Origin of the sequence: Desulfosporosinus acididurans (assembly GCF_001029285.1) — a bacterium.
Lineage (GTDB): Bacteria > Bacillota > Desulfitobacteriia > Desulfitobacteriales > Desulfitobacteriaceae > Desulfosporosinus > Desulfosporosinus acididurans.
In genome coordinates this window covers 243,492-262,675 of the sequence record NZ_LDZY01000004.1, presented here as the reverse complement: position 1 = coordinate 262,675, position 19,184 = coordinate 243,492, and the positions used below count along the sequence as shown (strand labels likewise).

29 protein-coding genes are annotated in these 19,184 nt (G+C 42.6%); all 29 read right to left on the bottom strand.

The window, feature by feature from the left end; genetic code table 11:
• Positions 1-12 precede the first annotated feature (12 nt).
• The 29 genes from DEAC_RS22090 to DEAC_RS06820 all read right to left on the bottom strand — a co-directional run bounded on the left by DEAC_RS22090 (position 13) and on the right by DEAC_RS06820 (position 19,136).
• Positions 13-2,112, bottom strand: coding sequence for a phage tail tape measure protein (locus DEAC_RS22090; RefSeq protein ID WP_053006313.1), 2,100 nt, complete (start codon positions 2,110-2,112; stop codon positions 13-15).
• A 203-nt stretch (positions 2,113-2,315) separates the two neighbouring features.
• Complete coding sequence (locus tag DEAC_RS06955; RefSeq protein WP_047809294.1) at positions 2,316-2,717, bottom strand: phage tail assembly chaperone; 402 nt, start codon at positions 2,715-2,717, stop codon at positions 2,316-2,318.
• An 18-nt stretch (positions 2,718-2,735) separates the two neighbouring features.
• Positions 2,736-3,179 (bottom strand): phage tail tube protein, encoded by a 444-nt coding sequence (locus DEAC_RS06950; RefSeq protein WP_047809293.1) that lies wholly within the window; start codon positions 3,177-3,179, stop codon positions 2,736-2,738.
• 13 nt (positions 3,180-3,192) lie between these two features.
• Positions 3,193-4,257, bottom strand: a complete 1,065-nt coding sequence (locus tag DEAC_RS06945) for a phage tail sheath subtilisin-like domain-containing protein (protein WP_047809292.1) — start codon at positions 4,255-4,257, stop codon at positions 3,193-3,195.
• A 2-nt stretch (positions 4,258-4,259) separates the two neighbouring features.
• On the bottom strand, positions 4,260-4,739 hold the full coding sequence (locus DEAC_RS06940) for a phage tail terminator family protein (protein ID WP_047809291.1): 480 nt from the start codon (positions 4,737-4,739) through the stop codon (positions 4,260-4,262).
• Complete coding sequence (locus DEAC_RS06935; protein ID WP_047809290.1) at positions 4,736-5,149, bottom strand: HK97 gp10 family phage protein; 414 nt, start codon at positions 5,147-5,149, stop codon at positions 4,736-4,738. The genes DEAC_RS06940 and DEAC_RS06935 overlap by 4 nt, the downstream gene beginning before the upstream one ends.
• Positions 5,142-5,486, bottom strand: coding sequence for a phage head closure protein (locus tag DEAC_RS06930; RefSeq protein ID WP_047809289.1), 345 nt, complete (start codon positions 5,484-5,486; stop codon positions 5,142-5,144). Before DEAC_RS06930 ends, DEAC_RS06935 begins: the two co-directional genes overlap by 8 nt.
• Entirely contained in the window at positions 5,483-5,779 is a 297-nt protein-coding gene (locus DEAC_RS06925) for a hypothetical protein (RefSeq protein ID WP_047809288.1), read from the bottom strand. The genes DEAC_RS06930 and DEAC_RS06925 overlap by 4 nt, the downstream gene beginning before the upstream one ends.
• 19 nt (positions 5,780-5,798) lie before the next feature.
• Entirely contained in the window at positions 5,799-6,035 is a 237-nt protein-coding gene (locus tag DEAC_RS06920) for a hypothetical protein (RefSeq protein WP_047809287.1), read from the bottom strand.
• A gap of 69 nt (positions 6,036-6,104) precedes the next feature.
• Complete coding sequence (locus tag DEAC_RS06915) at positions 6,105-7,472, bottom strand: phage major capsid protein (protein ID WP_053006312.1); 1,368 nt, start codon at positions 7,470-7,472, stop codon at positions 6,105-6,107.
• A gap of 18 nt (positions 7,473-7,490) precedes the next feature.
• Positions 7,491-8,135 (bottom strand): HK97 family phage prohead protease, encoded by a 645-nt coding sequence (locus DEAC_RS06910; RefSeq protein WP_053006311.1) that lies wholly within the window; start codon positions 8,133-8,135, stop codon positions 7,491-7,493.
• Positions 8,128-9,384, bottom strand: a complete 1,257-nt coding sequence (locus DEAC_RS06905; protein ID WP_242847090.1) for a phage portal protein — start codon at positions 9,382-9,384, stop codon at positions 8,128-8,130. The genes DEAC_RS06910 and DEAC_RS06905 overlap by 8 nt, the downstream gene beginning before the upstream one ends.
• 11 nt (positions 9,385-9,395) lie before the next feature.
• Positions 9,396-11,144 carry a terminase large subunit gene (locus tag DEAC_RS06900; RefSeq protein WP_047809286.1) on the bottom strand — a complete coding sequence of 583 codons (1,749 nt, stop codon included), beginning with the start codon at positions 11,142-11,144 and terminating at the stop codon, positions 9,396-9,398.
• On the bottom strand, positions 11,126-11,332 hold the full coding sequence (locus DEAC_RS06895; RefSeq protein WP_047809285.1) for a hypothetical protein: 207 nt from the start codon (positions 11,330-11,332) through the stop codon (positions 11,126-11,128). The genes DEAC_RS06900 and DEAC_RS06895 overlap by 19 nt, the downstream gene beginning before the upstream one ends.
• A 15-nt stretch (positions 11,333-11,347) precedes the next feature.
• Positions 11,348-11,674: a hypothetical protein gene (locus DEAC_RS06890; protein ID WP_047809284.1), complete on the bottom strand. Its 327-nt coding sequence runs from the start codon at positions 11,672-11,674 to the stop codon at positions 11,348-11,350.
• 115 nt (positions 11,675-11,789) lie between these two features.
• Positions 11,790-12,476 (bottom strand): hypothetical protein, encoded by a 687-nt coding sequence (locus DEAC_RS06885; RefSeq protein WP_047809283.1) that lies wholly within the window; start codon positions 12,474-12,476, stop codon positions 11,790-11,792.
• A complete protein-coding gene (locus DEAC_RS06880) occupies positions 12,469-13,644 on the bottom strand; it encodes a DNA modification methylase (RefSeq protein WP_047809282.1) in 1,176 nt (391 codons plus the stop codon). The genes DEAC_RS06885 and DEAC_RS06880 overlap by 8 nt, the downstream gene beginning before the upstream one ends.
• A complete protein-coding gene (locus DEAC_RS06875; RefSeq protein WP_047809281.1) occupies positions 13,641-14,087 on the bottom strand; it encodes a hypothetical protein in 447 nt (148 codons plus the stop codon). Before DEAC_RS06875 ends, DEAC_RS06880 begins: the two co-directional genes overlap by 4 nt.
• Positions 14,088-14,092: 5 nt before the next feature.
• Positions 14,093-14,428 carry a phBC6A51 family helix-turn-helix protein gene (locus tag DEAC_RS06870; RefSeq protein ID WP_047809280.1) on the bottom strand — a complete coding sequence of 112 codons (336 nt, stop codon included), beginning with the start codon at positions 14,426-14,428 and terminating at the stop codon, positions 14,093-14,095.
• Positions 14,391-14,996: a putative metallopeptidase gene (locus tag DEAC_RS06865; RefSeq protein WP_047809279.1), complete on the bottom strand. Its 606-nt coding sequence runs from the start codon at positions 14,994-14,996 to the stop codon at positions 14,391-14,393. The genes DEAC_RS06870 and DEAC_RS06865 overlap by 38 nt, the downstream gene beginning before the upstream one ends.
• A 39-nt stretch (positions 14,997-15,035) precedes the next feature.
• Entirely contained in the window at positions 15,036-15,221 is a 186-nt protein-coding gene (locus DEAC_RS06860) for a hypothetical protein (RefSeq protein WP_047809278.1), read from the bottom strand.
• Between the two features lie 212 nt (positions 15,222-15,433).
• Entirely contained in the window at positions 15,434-15,988 is a 555-nt protein-coding gene (locus DEAC_RS06855; protein ID WP_047809277.1) for a sigma factor-like helix-turn-helix DNA-binding protein, read from the bottom strand.
• Positions 15,975-16,373, bottom strand: a complete 399-nt coding sequence (locus DEAC_RS06850) for a hypothetical protein (protein ID WP_047809276.1) — start codon at positions 16,371-16,373, stop codon at positions 15,975-15,977. Before DEAC_RS06850 ends, DEAC_RS06855 begins: the two co-directional genes overlap by 14 nt.
• Positions 16,374-16,447: 74 nt before the next feature.
• Positions 16,448-17,071 (bottom strand): hypothetical protein, encoded by a 624-nt coding sequence (locus DEAC_RS06845; RefSeq protein ID WP_047809275.1) that lies wholly within the window; start codon positions 17,069-17,071, stop codon positions 16,448-16,450.
• A 127-nt stretch (positions 17,072-17,198) separates the two neighbouring features.
• Positions 17,199-17,399 (bottom strand): hypothetical protein, encoded by a 201-nt coding sequence (locus DEAC_RS06840; RefSeq protein WP_047809274.1) that lies wholly within the window; start codon positions 17,397-17,399, stop codon positions 17,199-17,201.
• Positions 17,400-17,448: 49 nt separating this feature from the next.
• Entirely contained in the window at positions 17,449-17,868 is a 420-nt protein-coding gene (locus DEAC_RS06835) for an ASCH domain-containing protein (RefSeq protein WP_047809273.1), read from the bottom strand.
• Between the two features lie 17 nt (positions 17,869-17,885).
• A complete protein-coding gene (locus DEAC_RS06830; protein WP_047809272.1) occupies positions 17,886-18,170 on the bottom strand; it encodes a hypothetical protein in 285 nt (94 codons plus the stop codon).
• 10 nt (positions 18,171-18,180) lie between these two features.
• A complete protein-coding gene (locus DEAC_RS06825; RefSeq protein WP_047809271.1) occupies positions 18,181-18,765 on the bottom strand; it encodes a Holliday junction resolvase RecU in 585 nt (194 codons plus the stop codon).
• Between the two features lie 5 nt (positions 18,766-18,770).
• Positions 18,771-19,136, bottom strand: coding sequence for a DUF7768 domain-containing protein (locus DEAC_RS06820; RefSeq protein ID WP_053006310.1), 366 nt, complete (start codon positions 19,134-19,136; stop codon positions 18,771-18,773).
• Between the last annotated feature and the right edge of the window lie 48 nt (positions 19,137-19,184).

Genomic DNA, 19,184 nt, shown 5'->3' with positions numbered 1-19,184 from the left:
AACTTCGCCTCCTTACATATTTTCGGCCACAGCATCAAGCTCTATCAACAGTTTATTGACAATCTTATCAATGTCCGCTTCTTCTCTCACAATTAAAGTCTTAGCCAAGCTTTCGATTACTATGGATTTAGCTTTGCTCAATGCGCTACTTCTAGTAGTTCCGCTAGGGTTTTCGCTAGAAGGATGTTGATCTTTACGGCTTTTCCGGAGGGATGCAATATATCCATCATAAGCATTTCCCTCATTGCTCTGTTCTGTCCTTGCTGGTATCAGACTACGCCTGATACTTTGTGTCTGATTCAACGCCTTATGATTAGGTATTATCTGGCTACCCCTTGGTAAATTAAGTATTTCCGGACCGCGTTCCCCAACCCATAGCGGTCCACCTCTCCAGTTGTCGGTTCCGTCAGCTGCACCGCTAATCCTTTGATTGCTCCCAACCCCGGTGTTATTGCTTGGTTTAGCACTCAATGCAATATGGGCAATGCTAGGTATCTTTACGCCGATTATGCCTAGAACTCCGTTAAGCTTATCAGACAACCAGTTAATAGCGTCAATAGCTATGTTTACGCCTGATTTGAATGCATTCCCAATTACTCTTCCTACCTCGCTGGCTTTTGCACTAACTGTATCCCAATTCTTATAGAGCAATATCCCGGCTCCAATCAATAAGCCGATACCCGTGATGATGAGTCCTATTGGGTTTAAATTCATTGCAAGATTTAGGGCTAATTGCGCAGCTGTTAGTGCAATTGTTACTCCTTCTGATGCAAGCATAACTGCCTTATACACGCCAAAAGCAATAGCTATTCCCTCGACAAGTGGCCCTAATGTTGACCAGTTATTCTTGAAAAAGTTATAAACCCCGGTCGCTTTATCGAGCACTGACCCCAATATATCCCTTATCTTTGGTATTCCGGTATCAGATACCCAGGTTATAACCGGTTTAGCGTCTTCAAAGGCTTCCTTCAGATATTTCTTTAGGGTCGGCAATTTGCTCACTACAAAGCCTATTCCGTCAGCGATTTTTAACCCAAGCTTGTCCATCTGAGGGCTGTATTTATCGATCAACTCAATGACAGAGGTTAATGTTGGCTTAAGCCTTTCAAGCATTCCAAGGCCAACATCCTGGACCTTTGAGCCTAATTTTCCTTTAATTGTGCTTAGTAGACCGGTTCCACTGTTGGCCTGTTCTGAAGCTCCGCCTTTAAAGAATGGGTCTAGTTTTTTACTAAGGAGCATTTGATAGGCTTTTGTTGTTTCATCACTGGTTAAGCTATCATTTTTACCCTTACCAACAAAGCCTTTAAATTCATCTGCGGAGATCTTGAACCCGAATTCTTTCATCCGTTCAAATTCGCCGTTCTTAGCATCAGCCAGGGCTTCCATAGCGTCAGAAATAGTTTTGCCGGGGTTTAAGGCAGCCATGTCTTCAGAAAGCTTTACAAGGCCCATTGACGCCTTGGTATCTCCGCCCATGATATTAACAGCCCGCGCTCCAGCGCCTACAACATCAGAGGTAGTGAAGGGGGTTGCATTCGCGTTATCCCTAAGCTCCTTGATATAGCTATCACGCATGCTGGTAATCTCAGCATCGCTTTTTCCTTGATTACTAACCCCGATAAAATGCTTCATGGCGATCTGTTGTTGCTCTAATTCGGCACCGCTTTTTATCGCAATACCAGCTGCAGCCCCAATGCCAACTCCTCCGATTGCTATCCCTGTTGCCAATCCTTTTAGTGCCGAAAGCTTACTACCGATACTACTTATTACGCTACTGGCAGAGTCTCGGATCCTGACTACTGGCGCGACAGCTCTACGGCCCAATGCATTAAGTTCATTCTGGATTCTACGTCTTTCACGAGCCGCATTATCCCTTATAGCAACCTGAGTCACTATTCTGCTCCTCAAGGGATTAAGCGCAGTTCTTACCTGAGCAATGGTTCTAGTGGCTGCCGTGGCGTTGACGCGTACTTGCATTTGTTGCCGCAATTGTCGTTGGGTTGCCGCTACATCTTGCCTAAAGGCTGATTGTTCGCGCCTAACACCTTGTAAGGTGGCGCTCATATTATCCCTAAGAGTTAGAACGGCTCCTATTTGATGGGTTGCCATTTGTTCTCACCTCACATGAAAAGGTCACTTGCCGAGATAGACTAAGTGACCTTGTTTCCACGCTTCTGCCCTTTCCTCAAACGCCAAATTCATGCTGGCCTTGAGGAAAATCTTTTCTTGGTTCGTTAAGTTCAAAAGGTAATCCAAAGCAAATCCTTTCTGGAGATAGTAGTGTACAAAACTCAGCTCTGAATCACCTTTGATTAGTTTTTTACCGCTTCAACAATACTGACATGGCCGGATCCATAACCTGCAAATTCAATAATTTCTTTCGCAAGCGTGTCAATTTCTCCGGAATCCAAGATTTGATCCAGAACTTCATATCCTGTGGCCCCGTATGCAGTTTGTAAGTCCTTATCCTTAAAATTCGGCTCAACCACGCACTCGTACACCAGGAAGTTGTTTCCTTCTCCTTCGCTTAGCTCATAGCTGTCAAGGATAATTGAGCGACTTGGCTTTACAATGGTTACTGTAGCATCAAGGGACTGAACGTATAGCTCTCTGGTTTCGGACTTTTTAGATTTTATCTTGTCAGCATTAGCTATTAAATCACTAATGCTGAGCTTTTTCTTTGGCTCGTTCAAGCCCTTTCTTTTATTTTTCATAATTGACGTTTTCCTTTCTTACAGAACTTCAATTGTGTCAATAAAATCAGCATCACTCGGGGTGAAACCAAATTTATATTCTTCCTCTAGCTTTTTCGCCTTTTCGAATTGCATTAACGTCAATTCAGTAAACCAAATATTGCCGATAGAGACCCGCTCGGATTGCTTCCCAACAGTATCGGGGTCCTTAATTTTTCCCACGAGTGTACTGCGAGGATCTTCGCCTTTTTTCCAGGCATCCAGCATCTTTTTCTTACCGCGACTGAATACCTTCTTCACCTTCATAGTTCCCTCGCCCTTGAGGCTGACAAGCTTAGAGTCCTCATCCATGTCGATGATAACACTTTCCCTATTCGGGGTTACCTTGGCCTCAAAGCTTTCTAGTTCAAATACAAGTTCACCGTCCCACCAAATCTGCCCCCAGGACCCATTAATTTGGTTATTTCCTCGAATTTTTGCCATAGCCAATCCCTCCTTACACTATTAGCATTGAGAAGTCTAGGTCTTCCATGGCATCTAAGGGGCTCCCGCTCGCTTTAACGAAGACATGACTTCCAGTGTTATATTCTTTAATCTGGGCAGCAGTTAATGCGCTTGTATCCAGACCAGTTGACTGAAGATATAACGCCTGGGCGTCAACATCAATCTCGGCCAATGCCGTGAAGCTCGGATCCAATACCTCATCCCTCTGGAGAAGCTTGAAATAAGCATTTATGGCAGTTATGAACAGTACTTTGTTGTCATAGAAGTTATTGACTTGTCCGACATACTCGGAATCAAAGGTATCACGAATATCATCGCGCATAAGGTCAATAGCCTCCATGATTTTGATCTTTTGGAACTTGGCACCCTTGGAGACTGTTGTCGTGGTTAAGCTATTTACACCACGGCCAATCTTAATATTCTCACCGTCATTGATCAAAATCAGCTTTCCGGCATCAATATCGGCATCTGGAGTTTCTGTTTCGGTAATGCTATCGACCTCCGGGAGGGCATAATACGTTGAACTTCGAGTGAATGGAAGCCCGGCCAAAATACCCGCTATCCTGCAGCAGTATTCCGCTGTCGTATAGGTTTTTCCATCAACTACAATGTCATCGGTGGAAAAATTAATGATTCCCTCATGGTCGGAAACGCTATTCGGCAAAACGGCCTTAAACGTCTTTCTGTCTACGTCACGACGCGACTTAATCCACGACGAGATATTCGCTACATCTGCTATAACAATTCCCGGAACAGCAAGGTAATTCCATTTCTTATTAGCCAGCCTGGATAAGGCAGCATTATAATCTACGGCATCGGCTGCCACTCTTTCAACGATAACCTTGGATGGCGTTCCGAGAAAGGTTTTTTGAATGTAATCCAAATTAGCTGCAGTCCAATCGGCAGAGGCTACTTCAGATACATCCGCATAAATCTTCGTGTCGAAAGTCGTCTTTGTGGAGTCTTTTAGGATCAAGGCGACGATGCCTCTTGCGCTCCTGGTAATTGCGGTTACTGCTAGTGTCTGAAACCGAATAGTGATCTGTGGCAGGCCCATCATTATACCTCCTTAATTTCTATATCTTGAACAAGCTGCACGGTGTCCTCCGTATAGCCAAGGCTGTCATCGAGACGCGTGATAAGGACCCATTCGCCATTAATTTGCACAACGTCGACATCGTTAAGGAATTCTAGGTCAAACTTAAACTGTAAAACATTGTCGATTATTTGATGCCTCTTGTGCTGAAGGGTAATTGTCCGTTCTCCAATTCTAATGAGATTGAAGAACGTCAGATTAAGTTGATCCAGCATCTTTAGATTGGCCAAATCCGTCTTTTCTGCCGAGAAATAATGTATGTTTACGGTTAATAATTTCTCTTCATAGTCTAGATAAGGCGTGTCAGTAACAGGGATAATTTGGACAAAAAAAGCAGGTGGTTTAAACCCGCTCAGCTCTTCATTGGCTAGTACGCTGATATTTTTTACTTTGGCATTCATCTGATCAATGACAGCCTTTTTGATGTCCACATACCCAATCATAATCTTAATTCCTCCAATGCCTTACCGACAAAAGCGCTTAATTCGTTATCGAATTCAGACTCCTTCTTGTCGACAGCTTTTTCCAGCATATGGACACCAGGATAAAAACCGAATTCACCGTATTGATTTTTTATCATGTGCCCGTTTTCGAGTAAGTGGGATAGCTCGGCATCATTGGTCACTTTTGATTCAATAAAATTTGCGGTAGCCCTCTTTTTCCCCTTGGTAGAGGTTTTCCATTGTTTTTTTGTGTAACCGGTATCTTCCGGAGTATCGTTCTTGGCCTGACTTTTCACGTCATTGGCCTGCTTGCGCATAAATTTCTTAGCTTCACTTGGATATTCTCGTTCAATAACCCTAAGAAGATCCCTCTCAAATTCGGTTAAACCGCTAATTTCAAAACTACTCATTATAAACACCTTCTTCAATGAGCGTGCAATATAAGTGAGTTTCAATGTTTAATTCTTTGTCGTTATCAACATGGTCAATGTTGTAAGTTTTCCCGCCATATACAACTCGCATGGTCGTATCAATGTCCGAGCGAAACCTAATAACGATTTTATAAAAAATTTTTGCCGTTTTTTTCTCTGCCGCTTGCTCTAATTGCCCTCGTATGTTGGCATTAGCAAACTTTGCCCAAATCTTTTTATAGAGTTGCCATTCCTTTGTTTCTTCTCCAACTTCATTCTTTACCCGGACATATTTTTGGACCTCAATCTTGTGGCGCAATTCTCCCGCTTTAATCATACGACTAACATCCCCAATGCTTTAGCGTGAAGCTGGCCAATAAGACTTTTGACCCCTATGTCATTGCCTGGGATATTCCCCATCTGGGCAGGATCATCGAACCATCTCACGGCTAAAGTTGCCGCCAACATTTTGGCTGTTGGATCGATTGTCAAATCTGAAGCCCAGTCATGGCCGGTTGCCGTTTTAATGAAGTCTTCAACAAAAGGCAGTAGAATGTTGAGCTGGGGGTAATCTGCCGGGTCGGGCAATCGCAGCATATCCGCTGCTTCCTGCGGGGTAAGAAGGCCCACTTAAATCACCTGCTCTTAACTATTCAACCTTGTTGTCACTTTCCTGAATATCGACAGAATAAGGAATCACAAGAATTTTCATTCCGATTCGTTTCTCTTGTTCTTCCATTCTTTTTATCAATAAATCATTTTCGTCTTGGGTCAAACGCCTATTTGCCTTAACAATAATCACATTGTCTTTTTGGGTGAGCTCAGTTGCTAATTGATCCTTAACCGGCGTTGGTGATTTTGCTTCAGCCTCTTTTGTTCCTGCCAAAGAATTTACCTCCCCTAAACAACTGAGCGCGGATCCTAATCCACGCTCAGTCTCAATCGAATAACTAAATTATACTGCCGCTACCTTCTTAATACGGGTAAACCCTCGATACTTAACAACATTGCCTCCAGCCCAAACAGAGCTCCGGAAGGCTAGTTGCCCAGATTTAAACTTATAGTCGAGAGATTCCAGAACCTCAATTTGTGAGAACACTGGCAGCTCATAGATAGAAGGAGAACCGTAAGTCATAGTATAGGCGTCAACTGCTGTATTAGCTTCGCTCAAGGCAGCACACGCACTATTGATGATGAAATTCACGGCATAACTGCGATCAGAAGAAATGGTTCCTACATTTCCATTAAGAGTAATGTTGTAGAGTTTCTGACCTGTCGATGCTCGAATAGCAGCAAAGGCGGCCAAGTCCTTCTTGTTGAGGAATAAATATTGGCCTCCTTCAACATTCTCATCTCCGCCATAGGCAAAGACAATTTTGTCCAAGGTGGTTTCATCGATTTCAGAAATACCCAAATCAACATCTGCAACCGGCATAACATTAACCGGAGCTTTATAGATTCCTACCAATTGATTCGCTCCACCAGCCCCAACAATAATTTGTGCAGCCAACTTTTTACGAATTGCAACAATCATGTTTGCGGCTACGCGAGATTGGTAATCCGCATTGGGGAGCTTTTTAGCCTCATCGGTCAGTTCGCTGTAGGCAGTAATTTTGGCCTTCTGGATACTGACGTAATCAAATGTCGGATCTGCATCCGCATAGTCTCCGGTCTCAGTTGTGTAATCTCCCGTTCCGGAAGACACTTCGAAACCCTGAGTATAACTCTCGCCACCAGCCATAGGGATAGCATTGACGACATCAACGACTCCGGAAACTTCATTGAATTTTGGGATTAGGATATTGCTATACTTTGCTTGTGTCACTAAATTACTTGCCCCTATGGTTACGGCACGAAGTTCCGGGAAATCCTCAGCTGTAAAAATAACCGGCTTCCGATCCTTCAGGTCTTGACCACGTTGCTCGCATTTCTGTAAGTATTCTTTCGCCCTTTGTTCCTCGCTAACGCCAGGCGCTAGGTTGTACGCAAATTTACCAAAGGATCGAGTTTCTCCTTGTGGTTGAGGCTGAGGAGGTTGACCTTGCCCGGAACCAAAGTTTGCCCCTACAATCGGGTCTGCGGAACCGCGTTGCTCTCCCTCTAAAGGCCTGGAAGAATCGAATTGCGGGTTTTGTTGGGACCTTTCCTCATCCTCAATCTTTTGAAGCTGCGATTCAATATCACGTATTTCGGCATCTAAGGCCTCGACTTGCGTGCTAATGCCGCGTACTTCGTCCAGACTTTCGCTTTTTAAGCCTTTTTCTTTTAAGGCCGCGCGGACATCTTGTTTTTGTTTTAATAATTTTTTGAGCCAATCTTTCATTTCTTAATTACACCTCTCCTAAATTAAATTTAGTTTTGCTTTCATAAGTTCAAGCTCGCTCTTTTCGTTCTCCAACGTCGACCGGGCATTCTCCAATGCCTTTTTCGCATTCTCCAATGCGGATTGGTCATTACGAGCATTTATATCAGTGCCGGTATATGCTGGATAATTTACGGCACTAACTTCACGTACCTTTGCGATCTTTAAGATATGCCTCGTTGGCATGTCGGTATCAAGATCTTCCCACCGTTCCTCGGAGACATAAAAAATAAAGCTCATTCCCGTTATGTCCTCGCGGTTCACTGCGGAATATAAGCTTTTTGCTTCAGCATTATTTTCTATATCAAGGTTTGCTCTGATAAAAAGGCCCTGATCATCCAGATTCAGCTGCAGGGTTGATTTACTATTATTCCTGCGGCTCCTTGCCAAGGGGATATCCCATAGCTCGTGGTTTGCAGTGAATAGAACATCGTCGAAATCGCATCCGTCGAACGCGCCGCGTTCAATAATTTCATTAAACCAGTCACCGATAGATGTTTTCTGGTCATAAACTGCGGCATGGCCTTCAATAACTCCTCCTTCGCCAACCGCCCGAATATCTGGTATCCCGAAACTTCGGATCACCATTTCGTCCTTTCTAGGCAAATCTTTTTTCTTACCCATTATTTTTCCCTCCGTTTCCATTCTTCGATTGGTTCATCTGGTATTCGTTAGCCAAGCTTGCGTCGATATGATTAAGGCTTTGTGTTCTAACGTCTCCGCCCTCGATCGGCGGGTATCCAAGAATCTCAAGTTTCTGATTAATGGTAAGCAACCCTTGATCGCCCGCTACTTTGATCAGTTCAATTTTAGAAGCAGTGCTTAGATACGAAAGATTCTTTTGGTAAAAAACAATCTCATTTCCCGCCGCTAATTCTCGGGCAGAAAAAAGAACCCGGCTGAAATTTCGTCCAAGGCTCATGATTATAGGTTCAATTGTTGTTTGAAAGAATGCTTCGTATTGGGTATCCGTATAATCGCCGGTTAAGATCGGCATCGATACTCCATAATAATTTAAGACTTTTTGTTGAACAAATGACAAGGTATCCTTGTCTGTCACCTTTGGGTCCCGCTGAATCGGAATGTATTCGCCTTTTAAATCCATGGCGACAATGCCTGATTCATTATTCTTGATAGCATTTTCAAAGCGCTGCCGCTCTGCTTCCTGTTTCTCATCGTCGAGCATAGTTTTAATACTTACTATCCCACGAATAGAAAGGCTTTCCCTGATGGCTTTTTCTAAGCCCTGGATTATTACGTCGTTTACATCTAAGGTTTTCTGAATCGCATCATTGTCCGGTTGGCCGTTGATGCCACCGCCCATTGATGCATTAATACTAAATTTTTTACGAACATGAATAATGTTCTCATAGGGTAGGGTGTAGTCTTCTCCATTGCGAAAGGTCAATCGGATAAACATCTTTCCCGTTATATCCTGGATGAATTCAACAATCATCGGTTGCAATGGGTAGAGTCCAGTATAAGTGCGATTGATCATCCCATTTGCCTCTATTGCGTCGAACGTCGGATAAATAAACGCATTGTAGTTTAAGAACAGCAACCAGATTATTTTCTCCAGGAAACTGCCGGTATCCATAATTTCATTGGGTCCATATTTTAACAATCGATTAATATTACTATTTACCACGTTTCTCATTCCGTAAGCATCGGTCCGTATGTGCTTTGGTTCTAACTTGCTAACTTCAGTCGCAACGCGATCTATGCAATTTTGGACAAGGTCATGCGAATAGATGTTTTGCCCAAACAAACCAAAAATAGGGACCTGGCCTTCAAGAAAATTAAAATAATCTTTTTGACCAGTATCTCTTTGCTTTCCGGCAAACAAGCTTTTAATTACATCAATAAAAGCCACGGCCCCGCCCCCTATTTTAGAAGATTAATAAAATCGTTACGATAACGAGTGTATGTTGCATAAGCGATAATCTTGGCCACGCCACCGTCGATTCTCTTATCTGTCTTAATCTTTACCGGCATTATAAATTCCCGGCTATCCACGCTAAATCCCATATTTCCCAAGCACCACATATCGACTGGGTTGGCATTATAATTAACCAGGCCGCCTCTTAGATCTTGCCCCAAGAGTTTCATCGGGCTCGACATGTGATGACGTTCCTGGGGAATGCGTTCTAAGTCAAATCCCATGTCTTCCATCTCTTTGGCCCAGTATTTTGCCAGCGCATTATCATAGCCGACCTTGTAGGGTCGAATCCCAAACTGCTTGTAAATGCGGATGAACCATTTCGTGATTAGGCTAAAATCGTTCTCGTTGCCAGGGCTGACCTCAACCAAGCCATCGGCTACCCATTTTTGATAATCCGACCCTTCGTCTTTTTCCTTGGCCTTCAATTTGGCCTCGGGAATAAAATATTTGCTTAAGAAATATTTTTTAGCGCTGCCTTTACGCATAAGCATGATCTTTGCGCTCGCCAAGTCGGTAGTTTCAGCAAGGTCAACTCCAGCCATACCGAAATGTCCTCGAAAATCTTCCGGGTTAAATATATCAAGGTTCATATATTCGTTTTCCATTAACCATGCTGCAGCTGTGTTTTGCTTCAGATTAAAATCCTTAGCCAGCACAAAGGCTCGTGTTTCAGTATTAGTTTTTGCCAAATCAACCCACTTGCGAAGATAACTCCACTTTTTGATAACGCCAAGTCCCGGATTACTTTTGTGCCAGGATTGTTCATTCTGCCAAACCTCTGCTTCGTTGTCTTGTGTATATATCCAGATAAGCCAACGTGGTTGTTCGGCTTCACCGGCCAAGACGCTTCTGGCTTCTTTCATTCTTTTGTCCAGGTACCCGTCATTCGTGAATCCTTCTGTTGTGAGTTCAAAATAAAGGGGTTCTTCCTGAGTTGAAAGAGCCTGCTGAATTGGCATAACAAGTTCGTTGTTTTTCATTTCATGAACTTCGTCAACCGCACCGACAGCAATATTTCGTCCTTCCTTAGATCCTGTTCGAGCCGTTAACTTTCGGATACTGCCTTTATTTTGATAACTGAACTTTCCAGTTTTTATTGGCTTTCGTGGATTACCAAAATAAATGCCGGTTAAATTCTTTCGAGTCTTACGTTCTAACGATTTGCTTTCCTCGCGCATGGAATTAATCGCCTGGAACATCAAATCCGCTTGCTGATCGTCATTGCTCGCGCAAAGTACTTTGCATCCTTTAGGCCCACAAAAAAACTCAGCTAAGATAAGAGCTGAGACAAAGGGGGTTTTACCGTTTTTCCGTCCAACGACATAAAGTATGTCTTGGTATAACCGGATCCAGCGGCCTGCTTCTTCATCGAAGATTTTAAATCCATAAATCGCTTCAGCAACAGCCTTCTGGAATAGTTCCAAAATGAAAGGCTTTCCGGCAAATGGTGCCTCGAAGTGCTTACAGTGGGTTTCGATAAACTTAATTCGCTTATGGGGATCCTCAAGCTCGAAACGAATATCCGGATTACCAAAATGCGATTGAAGGATATCCAGCATCTGTATGAGCTCATGGCCGACGATAATTTCTCCTGATTTACATTTACCAATGTATTCCTTGAGAAAAGAATGAATTCCATTTGAGCTGTCGCTAAGCGCGTTAAACATGTTCTCTAATTCTTTTCTGGCCATCCTTGCGGATAGTCTCTTTGCAATATTCTCATGCCAATAATCTGCTGGCATTGGTGAATGCAACTTAGAAAATCAAGAACATCCGATGGGTGCTGGACTTTCAGCTTTGCGAATTCATTCCACGCAGTAATAAGGGCATCCATTACTTTTCCTTCTTGATCTGTTAGCCCATCGACCCTTTCTGGCATTTACATTCACCTCTTCTATTCAAACTCATCTAAGCCATCGTCAGGCTCAAGAACATTTTTACTCAACACGCCATTTAGGGTTTTGATGATCACTGCGTAGCTATTAACGTTTTTAAGAAACTGTTTGGCTGCCTCCGTTTGTTTCTGGCGATCCCTGAATTGAGGGTGAATTTTGATCATCCCGGTTTCGGCCATCAGCTCACGCAGCTCTCGATTTTCGGCATAAAGAAAGGCCGCATCATCTATGAGGCCTGACACCAATTGCGCTTTCCCGGGCTCAACATCTTTGAAGATTTCGATCAACTTAGCCCGTTCTCTTTGAAGTAATTCTAATTTATCCATATTTCCCAAAACCTCTTAGGATTTTCAATTTTTTTGGTCTGTGCCTTTCCTATATCCCCTATGCGGTCCCGTTCGGGACCCCCAAAACGGCTTGGTGGGGGGGTGCAAATAATACCTAAGGTGAATAATCGTTGAACCATTTCTCAATATATCCTTTCCATTCATCCCTTCTATAGCGTCTGTCTTCATCCATTTCTAATCTCCTTAAACACTCATCCTTTTCGGTGTCACAGAAGATAAGTTCTGCTCCAAGGTCCTCTGCAAGCCGCTCCCGCTTGAATTTATCTGCATAGCCGCCAATAATCCAGGCATCATTCCATTTGCCAAACCTTGTCTTGATGTTATCAATAAGTAAGTTATGAGCGCCAATTACATTGGCAAAGAGATTGTCAGGCTTATCATAGGCAGGCAGCATTGATATGGAAGAATAGAGTCTATCCATATCAATAACGATATCACCACGAAGCATGTTCTCGCGTACATACGAATGCTTCCCTGATAAAGGCGCTCCATAAACAATGTAAATACTTCGCCCTTGCTTAGATCCAAAACGATGATGCCGCTTATTATGGCAATCATGATCTCGTACTTTTACGTTGTCAGGATTAAGCGAGATGTTTGCATCATTAACATTCTCCGGTGTAAGTTCTATTGGACAATGGTCTACTTCGCACTCTTTTGGATTAGCGATGATTTTACCACACGATTCACACACTGCACCCCGCTCAGAAATAATAGTGGCCCTAAACCTTTGCCACTTATCCGATGCATAAAAGCTTTTAAGTATAGCATATTTAGCCATGCAACAACTCAGCTTTCTTTCCGGTGAGCTCTTCCCAGCGTTTAACAATCACGTCACAATATTTAGGATCAAGCTCTAGTGAATAACAAATCCGATTTGTTTGTTCACAGGCTATTAGTGTGGAACCGCTTCCTCCAAACGGGTCAAGGATAATGTCATCTTCTTTACTGGAATTTCCAATAAAGTATCCGCATAAACCAATCGGCTTCATGGTCGGATGCTCACCATTTCTGAGCGGCTTATCAAACTTAATTAAAGTAGTTTGCTTCCGATCTGAATACCAGGCATGGCCCGCTCCATCTTTCCATCCATAAAGAATCGGCTCATGCTGCCATTGATAATCCTGTCGACCAAGAACCATTGAGTTCTTTACCCATATCAAGCATTGGCGTAAGCAGTAACCGGCCAACTTAAATGCACATCTAAAGTTATAACCTTCGCTATCTGCATGAAAGACATAGATAGCCGCTCCCTTCTTAGAATATTCATGCATTTGGGTAAAGGCATCAACTAAGAACTGTAAGAACTGATCGTCTGTCATTTTGTCGTTTTGGATCTTAAGCTTATCCTTGGTAGCTCCCTCATAATCAACATTATACGGAGGATCAGTAAGTATAAGATCCGCTTGTTGGCCGCTCATTAGGCGAGAGACATCTTCGTTAGAAGTGGAATCCCCACACATTAGCCGATGCTTTCCAAGTGACCAAATATCGCCACGATGAGTAACGGGTTCTTTAATATCGGCTACCGCTTGATCAACATCAAATTCATCTTCCTCAATTTCAGAGGATTGATTTAATTCAAACCCAAAATCAGCCATCGAAAAATCCAGGTCAAGTTTTCCGAGTTCTTCAAGTTCAACTCCGAGTAAATCAAAATCCCAATCTGCAAGTTCTGCAGTTTTGTTATCAGCTAACCTGAAGGCTCTGATTTGCTCATCGGTTAGATCGTCGGCAATAATACACGGTACCGTGTTAAGCCCTAGTTGTATAGCGGCTTTGTATCTTGTATGACCGCATACAATTTCATTATCTTTATCAATTACCAGAGGAACCTTAAAGCCAAATTGTCGAATGGAGTTTGCCACAACATCGACCGCTTGATCATTTTTTCGAGGGTTATTTTTATAGGGCTTAATGCCGCTTATATCTAAATCACGAACAATCAAAACAGTTTCTCCTCTTCAATTTTCTTTCTAAGCTCTAATAATTCTCTCTCGATCTCAATTTTCATGGGGTTATCCGACCAGTTGCCCTTATCTTTATTTTTTAGCAAAATACTGCATGCTGCTACATCTGGTGGCATATGCTTTCTGGTCTTCTCAGTAAACTTGGTCTCTTTTCCATCGACCATTCTAATAGAAGTCTTGATCTCTTCATAATCGTAGCCCAACGCTCGTTTAAATAACGCGTTTTCAAGTTCGGTTATTGCAAATTCTTTGCCCTTTTTTAGGGCATTCAAAAACTCCGGATATCGTTGTTTGTACTCGTTCATCGTACTTTTGCTAATTCTTAAGTTTTTAGCTATTTGTTCTTCAGTCAAACCGTCCCGTGCCCATTTTTCAATAAGCATTAACTTTTCTTTGACTTGCGGCCACTTGCTGTTCGCCATGGATGTTACCACGCCTTTGTATCTGGGTGTAGTTCTTTCATTTCAAAAAATAATTTGATCGCTTGAACATTTCCGCGCTTGCATTGATTGATTAATGCCCGCCATACCTCGGCTAATTCACCATTCGTATATCGATCAAGTTGGCTATTTACAAAGTCAACGTACCTCGCGTCATTCATCCATTTCCAAAGAGTTTTAGGGGTAATTCCTACCTCTGCGCATTTCTCTTTTTTTGTTCTCCTATCCTCGGGATCTAATAGCAGTTCGGCCATTTTTATTTGTTTCGCGTGAGGTTGCCATTCATTACTTTTTCTTACCTTTTCCCTTGGTTTTTTTGACACTATCACCACCCGCCAATAAAATATCTGGCACCTCTTGATCAAAGCCGCTCCAATCGATGCCGAATCTATCCAGGATGCTCTTGAAATCTTCTACATCATGGTTTTCAAGCCTTAACCCTCTTTCGCCGATACCAATATGCCTCAATTCGTGAAGCATTAAAATCTTTTTTTGGTTATCACTCATGTAATAAATATTAGGTTCAAAGAAAGTGACGATAAAATCAAAAGGAAGGTAAGCGGTGTATGTACCATTAACCTTCCTGCAATTTGCATTAACTTGCCTTCCTTTGTCTCGCTTGGCTTCGTAGCTGCGGACATAGCCGATCCTTACTCCATATTCCTTAATGAAGCTTAGCTCAGGCATGGCATTTATAACCTTTTCGCCCATGGTCTTTAAATCATCCGCAACTTCGTAATCAATAAGGCTAAGATCTTTTCTAAGATTTCTAATAATCTCTGATTTTTCTTCTGTCCTTAAGTCTTTATATAACTTTGTTAGCGCCTCTAGCGCTGCACAAGAATCTCCACATTTAATAATGCACTTTTGGCATAATAATTGATCATCCAAATACAACACCTACTTAAAGGAGTCTGATTTGCGTCAAAGTTAACCGCGCCTTATTTGCCTAATGCCACCGCGACGACGATCGTAAGCATCATGACGCATGAGCTTCTCAGTCTCCCTAAAAGAGGTCTCGATGTCTTGTTTCTTGTCCTCGGAGGTATACGTGAGCATAAGCTGCCGATATACTTCCGGTTGTTTGCATCTAATAGCTTCCCCGACCTTGACCATAGAGGTGTTCCCCCTTTCCGTAACGAAACATAAAGTTTTCGAATAGCCGCTCCCAAGACTAAAAGGATGATTGCTAAGAAGATTATTAATCGCATAAAGCCGCTCCTTAAATAGAAAAAGCGCCCCCTTCGGAACGCTTTTAATAAACATTTTTCGCATTGTAGAAATCATAACACATTAAAAAGGTACTGTACAGGACATGGTTTCGGGCATCATTCGGGCACAAATCGGACATTTTCACTTAATGCATCGGCTCCAAAAAGCATAATCTTAAGTTTATTGACCATTCGACTTTTGTTTCTTCTAACGGTTTTTTCATCGCATCCAAGGCTTAGTGCAATATCTTCGATGGTCATTCCATCAAAATATTTCATCGGAATTATGTCATGATACTTATCGCCCTTAATAACCTCGAGCGCCCGATCAATCCTTAATACTTCCTGTCTGGTTCGCATCATACTCGACTTAACGCCCTGGGTGTATTTGTCTAGATCTAGGCCATGGCTGCCGGTGCTCCTGGTCGAATATATAACAATATCCTTTGAGCGGCCACTTGGTGGAGCGGCAGAGGCTTCCGGATCATAAAGGAATTCTTCGTCCTGCTCGACCTTTAATTTTAATGCTTGATAATTATAAAGCAGGATCTCCGTTTCTCTAAAATAATTTCGTTCGACAGGCGGATCTTGCATGATTGCCTTGGCGCTCTCCTTGGCCGCTTTGTTAACGGCTGTTTCAATTATTTTAAGAACTTCATTATTCAATTTCAATACCGCTCACTCCCTCAGTGCTATCACTATCAGGGCTTAATTCTGCCAATTTTCTATGACTTTCTCTCTGACGCCATCGGCATCTTTGTCTAAGCTTCCGGATCATAGGCATTCGGTGAATCTTGCGATAGTTATTATCCATATTGAACCTGTACCATTTCGGCTTAGTAATAATATCCTTGAAATTCTCCAAAAACTCTTTAAGTTGTTTAGCTATCTTTTCAAGCCCTGGGGTAATAGCATTCATGATGTTGGCTACGGCCTCTTTGTAAGCTTCTCCCCATTGATATCCGATATAATCAAGGATAAAATCCCGGATCGTTATGAATCTAGTTGCCTCATTCAGTATTGGAGATACCAAGCGCTTATCGGCATCACAAAGCAAAATAATTCTCTCTGTCGTTTCCGTCCCGACCGTCTCCTATCTGTCAATATTTAATACACAAGTTTTCCACAGAGTTATCCACAAGAGTATACACACATCTGATCATTGAGTTCTTTCCCAATATCATAAAGCAATTGCCAGAAGTGATGATATTCGCCTTTATTAGAGTAACCGCCATGAAGCGTATAGGTCCGTGGTTTTTTCAGGTTATGTGATTGATAATCCATATAGCGTTTAGCTTCCTCAAGGATGAAGAAATAAGCAATATCTTTCCAATCTTCAAGTTCCCAGGCCATAGCTATCCATTCTATTCCATAAGCCTTGAAGTAATCCTTATAATCAAGAATTTGAACCTCTTGGCCGGTTACATCTTCTATTTCTTCAAATTCAAGTTGACTAAAAGGCTCTATCGGAATTGGGCACTCTTCATTATGATAATCATACCAGCCTTTAATGGCCTCAATATCACTTTTAAACCACATGCCATATTCACTATCCCAACAAAACCGTAGGTCATCGCTGTCGTAATATTCTGCTGTATCTTCACCAAAAGGAACATAGCTGGGATTATATGATTGAACAACGTGAATTGGCTGAGGAGTGCATACATTGTCATGGGCTCCAGGGTAATGATTTTTAGAAAATAGTTTCAGGAACTTCTCTTGTTCGTCCGTAAGGTTAATTGTAATTTTAGCCATCTATTTTTTACCCCCGATCCGCTCCCACCGGCACTCATCGATCTTTGGATATCCACATGTCTTCTTTTCTGTACACTTATTACATTGGCAACTCCCTGTTTGAGTTTTGCCTTTGCAATTGCGGCAATTACACAACTTTCAGCACCTCAATCCTTTTAAGTTCGATCTCTCCGGACATAAACCACCCAATAATTGTTTGTATGAGATACCGTAACCGTCTTTCATCGATGGCCACGGCGTTTGATCGGCCTTCTTTGAAAACAAGCTTGTTTTCAGCGGCATTTTCACCGGAATAATATTGGCCGTTTAGAACCAATAAATGTTTCATTATTTCCCTCCTTAAGGATTCAAATTGGCAAGCGCTTGCTAATTTGAAATCATGCTGGTCTTTTCCAATCCCAGAATCCCTGTGCTCCTTTGGCCGGAAAAGGCGATTGGAAAGATTGAATATCTTCAAAGATCCAGGCATAACGGCCAAGCGTGTAATCCCCGAGCGGCAATTCCTTTTCACTTAAGGTCTCCAGAAACGCATCGTCGATCAATTTACAATCGACAAGATTACCTGTAGCCAGGACACAACCAACCGGCAGCCGCTCCAAGGCGAAAGGAAATAGGAGGTTGTTAATAGTTCTTAAAGTTTTGGGAGCCATAAGTTTCATCGTCTCAATGACTGGCTTCCTGGCAGCGTGAATAGCCACTTCTCCTCGTATCTTCGTACTCCAGCCTCGTGTCTCGATCTTCTTATGCTTCTCGGCCATTAAGGATGCCCAAGGCTGCCATAATGTTAACGCTCTCAATTAACCATCCTCCTCTTTTAGGGATAATATTTACCTTGTAAACCTCCGCTCAAAAAGAATGTCTGCCTGCTTACCTCTTCGACTTCTCCTTTTTTTTGGTGCTTTTGCTCACAAGTCCTTGCTTGTTTCGCAGCTCCTTTTTCGCCCCAGTGAGCATCAGGGTTCCATCCCGCACCACAAACTCCGCATGTATACCATTGCTTTTTAATTGCTGGATGCTGATTCCTGCAAATAATCGCTTTACTTTCAGTCTCCCATGCCTTTTGACATACCGGGCATTGATAGTAGGTATCTATCCTCATGTCGGCTCCTTTAGGCAATTCCGCTCAGAAGCAATATCATTTGGCTTGTTGCCTTAACTCGATAGTTTTCAAGTTCTTCAGCCTTAACATATTTGCGTCCATAAATTTCTTTCATATCTCTCCAAATATCCCAGGGGATTCTGAAGTAGTCTTTAAATTCAAAAGAAACCAAGACAAACGCTAATGCTCCTAATCGATAATGCTTTTCTAACCCCTCGAGTTGTTCCTGGGTTAACCGGCTCCGCTCAATACGATCGTGATCCGTATGTTTTGCCTCAAAGACAATTGCCCTGCCACCTTTAACGGTTCCTTTGTAATCCGGTTGAGCTGCTTTTTCAAAGCAAGCGATAAATCTCCCCGGCTGCTTCACTATTGGCCTTAAGACCTTCATGGGTTCTGGAGTTTTTTCTATACGAGCTAATCCTTGCTCATTATAAAAATCACAAGCCGCAGAAATAAGATTCTCAAAGTATTCACCAACAACCTTTGACCGCTTGCCCTGGAGCTGCCTTTTTGGATCCTTACAACGCTTTATGGCTTCATAAGCAGTTGGATCATGGTAAAACTCAGCGTTCTTGCGCGGGTCTATATTCACTTAACTCACTCCCCAGGAAGGTCGAGATTCTGCGACCGCTCAAAAACGATGTCCGCAATATCCCGAACAGGTATTCCTAATTCATTGGCAAGCTCGATCTCGGCCTTCATACCTTCGCTCGGGTTCTGGAGGCCGAATACCCATACTTCGTCGCACTTCTTTAATAGTTCAATGCCAAGTTCCATCCCTATTTCGCGTTCTTTGGGAATGAGATCGTTTAGAAATTGAGTAAAATAAACATGCGGTGCGATAGGCACGACATTATAATTAATGGCATCGCGGCAGTATCCTTGAGCCTTGATGATATTCCGCTCTATGTCTCCGCGAAGAGGGCTGCAGATATAGACCAATTGTTTCTTGGATTTATTCATCAATTCCCATCCTCTCATCCGCATCTTTAGCCATCACCATTAACGAGC